Origin of the sequence: Ruegeria sp. HKCCSA071, assembly GCF_017872555.1 — a bacterium.
In the GTDB taxonomy this organism is placed as follows: domain Bacteria; phylum Pseudomonadota; class Alphaproteobacteria; order Rhodobacterales; family Rhodobacteraceae; genus Ruegeria.
Window position 1 is genome coordinate 1 of sequence record NZ_JAEDOX010000025.1, and the last position, 6,953, is coordinate 6,953.

At 57.4% G+C, this 6,953-nt stretch carries 10 protein-coding genes and 1 tRNA gene; 1 reads left to right on the plus strand and 10 read right to left on the minus strand.

Annotated features, from left to right (window positions below):
• Positions 1 to 256: 256 nt before the first annotated feature.
• The 10 genes from I9188_RS20030 to I9188_RS20075 all read right to left on the minus strand — a co-directional run bounded on the left by I9188_RS20030 (position 257) and on the right by I9188_RS20075 (position 6,285).
• Positions 257 to 586, minus strand: a complete 330-nt coding sequence (locus I9188_RS20030; RefSeq protein ID WP_209508077.1) for a hypothetical protein — start codon at positions 584 to 586, stop codon at positions 257 to 259.
• Positions 587 to 702: 116 nt separating this feature from the next.
• Positions 703 to 945, minus strand: coding sequence for an AlpA family phage regulatory protein (locus I9188_RS20035; protein ID WP_209508075.1), 243 nt, complete (start codon positions 943 to 945; stop codon positions 703 to 705).
• A gap of 112 nt (positions 946 to 1,057) precedes the next feature.
• Positions 1,058 to 1,816, minus strand: coding sequence for a hypothetical protein (locus I9188_RS20040; protein WP_209508072.1), 759 nt, complete (start codon positions 1,814 to 1,816; stop codon positions 1,058 to 1,060).
• A complete protein-coding gene (locus I9188_RS20045; RefSeq protein WP_209508070.1) occupies positions 1,809 to 3,011 on the minus strand; it encodes an integrase arm-type DNA-binding domain-containing protein in 1,203 nt (400 codons plus the stop codon). Before I9188_RS20045 ends, I9188_RS20040 begins: the two co-directional genes overlap by 8 nt.
• A 146-nt stretch (positions 3,012 to 3,157) precedes the next feature.
• Positions 3,158 to 3,232, minus strand: a tRNA-Phe gene (locus I9188_RS20050).
• 79 nt (positions 3,233 to 3,311) lie between these two features.
• Entirely contained in the window at positions 3,312 to 3,494 is a 183-nt protein-coding gene (gene yacG / locus I9188_RS20055) for a DNA gyrase inhibitor YacG (RefSeq protein WP_209508068.1), read from the minus strand.
• Positions 3,491 to 4,513, minus strand: coding sequence for a ribonuclease E/G (locus tag I9188_RS20060; protein WP_209508066.1), 1,023 nt, complete (start codon positions 4,511 to 4,513; stop codon positions 3,491 to 3,493). Before I9188_RS20060 ends, yacG begins: the two co-directional genes overlap by 4 nt.
• Positions 4,510 to 5,088, minus strand: a complete 579-nt coding sequence (locus tag I9188_RS20065) for a Maf family protein (protein ID WP_209508064.1) — start codon at positions 5,086 to 5,088, stop codon at positions 4,510 to 4,512. The genes I9188_RS20060 and I9188_RS20065 overlap by 4 nt, the downstream gene beginning before the upstream one ends.
• Before the next feature lie 11 nt (positions 5,089 to 5,099).
• Complete coding sequence (infA, locus tag I9188_RS20070) at positions 5,100 to 5,318, minus strand: translation initiation factor IF-1 (RefSeq protein WP_005978431.1); 219 nt, start codon at positions 5,316 to 5,318, stop codon at positions 5,100 to 5,102.
• Between the two features lie 91 nt (positions 5,319 to 5,409).
• Positions 5,410 to 6,285: a carbon-nitrogen hydrolase family protein gene (locus I9188_RS20075; protein WP_209599753.1), complete on the minus strand. Its 876-nt coding sequence runs from the start codon at positions 6,283 to 6,285 to the stop codon at positions 5,410 to 5,412.
• Positions 6,286 to 6,542: 257 nt separating this feature from the next.
• Here I9188_RS20075 and I9188_RS20080 point away from each other — a divergent pair, with 257 nt between their 5' ends.
• Positions 6,543 to 6,905 (plus strand): ATP-binding protein, encoded by a 363-nt coding sequence (locus I9188_RS20080; RefSeq protein WP_209599754.1) that lies wholly within the window; start codon positions 6,543 to 6,545, stop codon positions 6,903 to 6,905.
• Positions 6,906 to 6,953 lie beyond the last annotated feature (48 nt).

Consider the following 6,953-nt stretch of genomic DNA (forward strand, 5'->3'; position numbering starts at 1 on the left):
GAGACTTGGGGAAGAAGGGCTCAAGACGCGCCATCTGCGCATCCGTCAGCCAGAAAAGATCAGACATGGTCACCGCTCGTTTTTCGAACCGTGAATCACGCCGCAATGCGGAAATCAATGGGTCCTGACCCTAAGGCAATAGTCGTTATCTTTGGCCATCTAATGACGAATTCCTTTTACCCAAAAGCGACGACGCATTGGGAACACTTCTTGGGGTGGTAGGTTCAATTTGGGGGGGTAAGCGGCGGAACGGGCACTACTGCCTACTATCGACAACGCCCTCCATGGTCATCGCGCCCCGGTAGGTCAGGACCGCCAGGTAGATATCCTGGAAGAGGTGCCAGAATTGGAAGAACTCGCCCAGATGCACTTCAGGCTGGTCCTCAAAAACTTGTGAGAGAGAGGATGGGCTCACCTCTGCGCCACACGAGAACTGCCATTCCAGGAAGATGGGCCAGTTCTCCTCGATTTCTTTCGGACTAGGCATCGACGCGAGCAGCGAAGCTTTCTGCGCAAGATTTGCCCTATGTGCCTCTAACTCATCAGGCCGCAGGATTCCAATGAGATCAACAGTCGACGTGTTCATGGATTATTTCCTTTCTTTCGAGATCATGTGACCCGCGCGCAGGTCACCGGGCGCCCGGAGGGACGTTCCGAAGCATTGCGTTCAATCTTGTTTGTTAATGTGTGTCGGAGGGCGGCTTAACGGATGTCCATCAATGCCGCCTGCGCACGATCATTCACGAAGCACTCGAGCCACGCTTCCGGCATGGCAGCTGCGCGGGTCGAAACCTTAAGGAAGGGCGGGAAGCTCCCATCTGCGATCATGGCATAGACCTGAGAGCGGCTAAGCCCCGTGCGATCAAAGACTTCCTGGGGGCGCAGAAGACGCCCGCTCGGCGGGCAGTCCACCCAGGGCTTGGAAGTGTGGTGGGTAGAATTCATGGAGCACCTCGCAAACTATCGGCACCGTGGTGGTGCAAGGCGATCCTAGAACGTTCATGAATAGACAAGCTAAGGACCCGCTCCAATAATTTTCGCAGGCAAATTCCCTAACTCATGCTGTTTGAAAAACCCTGAATTTCAGCAGGTTGTGTGCGTACCGGTAGGCAGAGGCCTCGTCACTTTCAGTGCCGGTATCGACATTGAACCAGGTGGGGATGTCGGCACGCGCCTTTATGAAGGGCTCCAATGCCCGCCGCAACGAGTCTCTTTCCGGAAGTGATACGAACAAGGTGCCCTGCTGACCATCGCCCAGCAGCGCGGAAGTGACCCGCGACCTGGCGAACATCTTTGCGTAGGCCTTATCCAATTCTAAAGCGGCTTGCCGAACGAAAGAGAGTGCCGGCCCATCCTTTTGCTCAGCATCGTAATAGTAGGCAGTTGGTACTTCCGCGAAGCTGAGTTCGTAGAGGGCAAGGAGGTACGGATAGACGTGCGTTCTTACGTGATAAGTACGGCGCTTCCCTCCGCTTTCACGAGACAGCGCGTCTAAGTGATCACTAGCCTGTTTGAACCATCCATAAGGCAGGCTCGGTACTGGTAGTCCCTCGGCATCGAGGTCTCGCATGATCATATCGTACTTGGCGAGCGCGTTTCGCGCGCTTTCCAGCTTGCGACGGGCTTCGGCTTTCACTGGAATTCTCAACGCAGCAACTGAAACCTTCGCGGCGAAGCAAAGCCCATCCCGAACGTGATTAGCGGTTACTCCGTCCGCCAATGGGCGATCTGCGGCGTCAATGAGCTTTTGCCCCGCATCAGCGGGCATGTATTCATTCCATAGTGCCCCGAAGGGAGACGACGTTTTTTCAGTCATTCGACCTTACCAACTCACGGTAGGAATCAAGCTCGTCCGCCCACCACTGCGCTAACTCCACCCGCTCGTCCCAGTGTTCACCGCGCGCGTATGCCCGGCGCACATCGTTGCCGTCAACATGGGCGAGCGCGCGCTCGATCGCGTCCGGGTTCCACTTGCCAGCCTCGTTGGCCAGCGTTGAAAAAGTTGCCCTGAACCCGTGTGCCGTGATCGTATCCTTGTCGAACCCCATCCGACGAAGAGCCTGGTTGAATGTGTTCTCCGAGACAGGCTTTTTCCAGTTCCGCGTCGACGGGAATAACAAGTCGCTTTTTTGCCGATACCTCTCAAGTTCCCGCAACCAATCCGCTGCTTGGCGCGGCAGCGGCACGCGGTGGGGGCGGCGCATCTTCATCCGCTCTGCTGGGATCCGCCACGTTGCCTCCTCGAGTTCAAACTCGTCCCAGGAGGCAAGACGCAACTCGCCCGGTCGTTGCGCTAGGAGCGCTAGGAGTTGCAAAGCAATCGCTGTCTTGGGCTCTCCGGAGTAACCGTCAATGGCACGCATCAGTGCCCCGATCTCGCGCTTGTCGGTCAACGCAGACCGATGCTTCTTCTTCGGGCTGACCAACGCACCTTTCAGGGCCTGCGTTGGATCGGTTGTCGCGCGCCCCGTTGCAATCGCGTAACGCAGGATCGCGCCAATGGTGGATCTGACACGCCCTGCCGTCTCGAACTTGCCATCTGCTTCAATGACACGAAGGCACGCCAAGATGTCCTGTGTTTCAATTTCCTTCACCTCCATCTCGCCGAGCCGTACCTCAGCCTGAGACACGATCCACTCCAGCTTTTTCAGCGTCTGGGCAGCGCGTCCCTCGCGCTTCAGCTTGTCGAGGTACTCTGCCGCGAGGTCAGAAAAGGAGATCCCTCTCTCAAGGAATTCCTGCCGCTTCCGCCGCTTGCGTTCAGCCGCGGGATCATACCCCTCGACGAGCAAAAGCCGCGCCTCGTCGCGTTTGTCTCGCGCGAGCTTGAGACCGACAAGCGGGTAACTTCCAAGCGCCAGCAGTTTCTCTTTCCCGTTAAACCGATACTTGAAACGCCAAAGCCTTGATCCTGTTGGATTTACCAGAAGGTAGAGCCCGTGCGAGTCGCTGGCCTTGTAGGGCTTGTCACGGGACTTCAGATTGCGGATGGCAACATCAAAGAGGGGCACTAGTCAAAACCGGGATCAAATTTTAGATACCCTGCAATATACCCCCTATTTTTTCGGCTGTCACGGGTTTTGGCTGGACACCGCTGGACTCGGAATCCAAGGATTACAATCATTTGGACGCTACTGGACGCTACTGGATTTTGAAGTGGTGCCCGGGGGCGGAATCGAACCACCGACACGAGGATTTTCAATCCACTGCTCTACCCCTGAGCTACCCGGGCACGGGAACGACATTTGTCGTTGGGTGGAGGCGTTCTATGACTTGCTACCGGCAGTGTCCAGAGGCTTTTTTACATTTTTTCAGTGCGGTCGCATTGTATTGTGTTCGTCCGCATCGGCCGCGGACTCAGGGTCGTCTTCGCGCTGAGACGGGACCGCGTAAGAGCCGTTCAGCCACTTGGCCAGATCAATGTCTGCGCAGCGTTTCGAACAGAACGGGCGGAACTTCTTTTGCGTTTCTTCTCCGCAGATCGGGCAGCTCATTTCAGGACCTCAGCGACAGGTAACCGGCTGCGTTTGCGCTGCAATTCGAAATGACCCAGAGGTGTCCATCCCGCCAATATCGTCTCATCCGGATCCGACTTGAAGGCCGCACGCAGGGCGGATTCGAACCCTCGGCGGTCTTTCTTGGGCATCGGAGCCAGATCCAGAGTAATCTGCCCTGCCAGCCCGCGCACACGCAATGCACGTGGCAAAGCTTTGGCACAAGCGAAGTTGGCTTTTGTCCCGGCCGCCAGCGACGTATCCGCGCCTGTGTTCACGTCAACGGCCACCAACGCGCGGGTCGGTTCGATATAGAGGTATCCGCCTCCGGGGAGAGGCTCGGAAACACCAAGGGCGACATCCAGCGCGTCCAGCACACTATGGGTTTCAAAACTGCCGGTTTTCGTCACAACCTCGGCAGGATCGGTCCAGTCGCGCCATGCGAGGATATGCGGGCTGTCACCTTCGCTGAGCAGTTCGACGTCGGAGCCCTCGTCCGTCATCACTTGTTCAGCTTGCGCAAGCATGGCCGAAATGTCGTCGGCAATGTCACCGGCATCCGCATCCATGCAGCAGGAGCGGAGGATCAACCCGTAGGGGCTGTCGCCCATTTGTTCATGCGCGATTTCAAGCAGTTGATCGCGCTTGTCTTCATCCTTGATGCTGCGCGAGATGTTCAGGCCCGGCGCGTCGGGTGTGACAATGGCAAAGCGGCTTTTGAACAGGATGCGGTTGGTTACAGGGATGGCCTTGCCGGGCTCGGCATATCCGCCCACCTGCACCAGAAGCGTGGCACCCGGCGCTAACCCTTTGACCTGTCGAAGAAAAGCCGGGCCGTCGGGTGTCGTCAGGAACATGCCGCCCTGCCCCTTGACCGGTCGATCGGCGCGGGCACGATAGATGGTGCCGGGTGCCGGCGCGTCGGCGGCAATCAGGAGATCATCAAGCTTTCCGTCGACCATCAATGCCGCGGCCTCGCGGCCTTGGATATGGTCCAGAACGATGGTGCGACCTTTCATGATGCCTCGCGATATAGTGGGTAGCCGATCCCTTGCAGCAAGGCGGCGGTCTCGGACAGGGGCAGCCCCACGATGCCAGTGAACGAGCCCGAAATCCATGGGATGAATGCGCCAGCAGGGCCCTGGATCGCGTAGGCCCCGGCTTTGCCCTGCCAATCACCGGTCGCCAGATAAGCGTTGACTTCAACGTCAGACAGGCGTTTGACCTTGACCTGCGAGACGACATCGCGTTGCAGGATGCGATCCCCGCGCCGAACCGCGACCGAGGTGATCACCCGGTGGCGGCGACCGGACAGAGCGTACAGGAACTCTGCGGCCTGACCCTCATCTTCGGGCTTGCCCAGAATACGCCGCCCCAGTGCAACTGTCGTGTCCGCGCAAAGCGTGATGTCACCGCTATCCGATTGAACTGCCATTACTTTTTCACGCGTAATGCGGTTGCAATAGGGAACAGGAAGCTCACCATTCAGCGGTGTTTCGTCGATGTCAGGGGGGCGGATGGCGTCGGGCTGCACGCCAAGCTGCGCCAGCAGGTCCAGCCGCCTTGGGCTGCCCGATCCCAGGATAAACGCCATCTCGGCAGGCGTTATTTGAAGCGGTAGTTGATCCGACCCTTGGTCAGATCATAGGGGGTCATCTCGACCTGAACCTTGTCGCCGGCCAGAACACGGATGCGGTTCTTGCGCATCTTTCCTGCCGTATGTGCGATGATTTCATGGCCGTTTTCCAGCTCGACCCGAAACGTCGCATTAGGCAGGAGTTCCTTCACGACACCGGGAAATTCGAGCGTATCTTCCTTGGCCATGTTGTCTCCATCATTAGGTTGCGCCCGCAGAATCTGCGGGGATGTGCGCTTAAATGAGCCTATTTTTCCCTTATTTCAAGGGCGGATTCATCTAAAGGGTGGATAATGTGACCGTTTCGACTCGGGCGTCCTGCTCTGGCCAATGGGTCCGGTTCAGCACGTGCCCATCGGCGCGGACCGCGGCGATGGCGGACAGGTCGACATCCGCATAGGTCCATCCGGGCTGGTTCAGAGTGCCCTCGGCCAGCACCCCGGTGGCCGGAAACCCTTTGTCCGGCGGGCCGAAAACGCCGCCCATGCCGGTGTTCATGTCCACAGCTACGGACCAGTCGTTGGCTCCGACCAGTGACGTCATAACCGTAACGCATTGATTTTCCAAGGCTCTTGACATTGCCCCGATGCGAACACGCCAATACCCTGACAGCGCTTCGGTGCAGGACGGGACAAGGATCATATCCGCTTCGCTGAGTGCGCGGCCCAGCAGGGGAAACTCGCTGTCATAGCAGATCAGAACACCGATTTTACCCAGTGCGGTGTCGAACAGCTTGAGCGGACCACCCGGCGCAATGTCCCAGTCCTCGCGTTCAAAGCGGGTCATGATCTGCTTGTCCTGATGGTCGCGGCCACCGTCCGGGGCGTAGAACGCGGCGCGGTTCACCGGGCGGCCGGACCCATCCACAACCGGGGCCGATGCGCCCAGAATGTACGTTTTGTACGCACTTGCGAGGCGCGAGTGCAAATTTTGTATATCCTCGAACCGGTCGGAAACCGCGCGGATCGAGCGTTCAAGATCACCCGCCACCTCGGCACCATCGAGCGTCGACACCTCCATCGCGCCGTATTCGGGGAACACCAGCAGCCCGGCCCCCTGCCCGGCAGCCTCGGCAACCCAACGGTCCAGCTTGTCCTCGTACTGCGCCCAGCTGTCGAGCCAGTCGAGATTATACGCTGCGGTTGCGACTTTCATTGATGGGGTCCCCTGAGCCGATGTGTCGAGGCACTAAACCGTGAGAGCGGCCGCGTGTACAGATCAATCTGGTGCGGGGGGGGCGGGTGAAGGGGGGCTTTGAATTCGAAACTAATACTCCGAGAGAATTTGCATGCTCGACAGCACACAATCTGTTTCAGCTTAAAGCAGGGCTTGGCGAAAATTGAGTAGATGATAATCATGTCTGCAATTTGGTATGAGTAATGGGTTACTTGCAACGAGGAAAGGAGAGCCAATTGGCGACTGCCGAAGATCACTTCATCGAGTACAAAGATTTTCATAGAGAACAAAAACCGAGTAAGAAGGCGGTTCTGGCAAATCTATTTCGAGAGATTTCGGCTTTTGCCAACACTTCCGGGGGGGAGATTATCGTAGGGTTAGACGATAAAACACATGTCGAATATGTTCAGCCGGACTGTGTATACGATTGGCTGGAAAATGATCGACTGACGACAGCAATAAACGCGCTGTCCGACAACTTAATCGTGCTTAATTCTAAAAGAGAGGGTGTCGTTATAAGAATAGAAGTCAAAGAAGCAGAAGACGTCATTTCCGCACGTGTCGACACCCTAGGGTCAGGACTCATAGCCAGTAGATGACGAGTGCTGCGAGGGCGATGGCTGACAGGAAGACCTTCGGGCACCTGT

Bases quoted from the DNA above. Each gene is read 5' to 3' on its own strand.
- I9188_RS20030 (WP_209508077.1), bottom strand. From the start codon at position 586: ATGAACACGTCGACTGTTGATCTCATTGGAATCCTGCGGCCTGATGAG.
- I9188_RS20035 (WP_209508075.1), bottom strand. From the start codon at position 945: ATGAATTCTACCCACCACACTTCCAAGCCCTGGGTGGACTGCCCGCCG.
- I9188_RS20040 (WP_209508072.1), bottom strand. From the start codon at position 1,816: ATGACTGAAAAAACGTCGTCTCCCTTCGGGGCACTATGGAATGAATAC.
- yacG (WP_209508068.1), bottom strand. From the start codon at position 3,494: ATGAGCTGCCCGATCTGCGGAGAAGAAACGCAAAAGAAGTTCCGCCCG.
- I9188_RS20060 (WP_209508066.1), bottom strand. From the start codon at position 4,513: ATGAAAGGTCGCACCATCGTTCTGGACCATATCCAAGGCCGCGAGGCC.
- I9188_RS20065 (WP_209508064.1), bottom strand. From the start codon at position 5,088: ATGGCGTTTATCCTGGGATCGGGCAGCCCAAGGCGGCTGGACCTGCTG.
- infA (WP_005978431.1), bottom strand. From the start codon at position 5,318: ATGGCCAAGGAAGATACGCTCGAATTTCCCGGTGTCGTGAAGGAACTC.
- I9188_RS20075 (WP_209599753.1), bottom strand. From the start codon at position 6,285: ATGAAAGTCGCAACCGCAGCGTATAATCTCGACTGGCTCGACAGCTGG.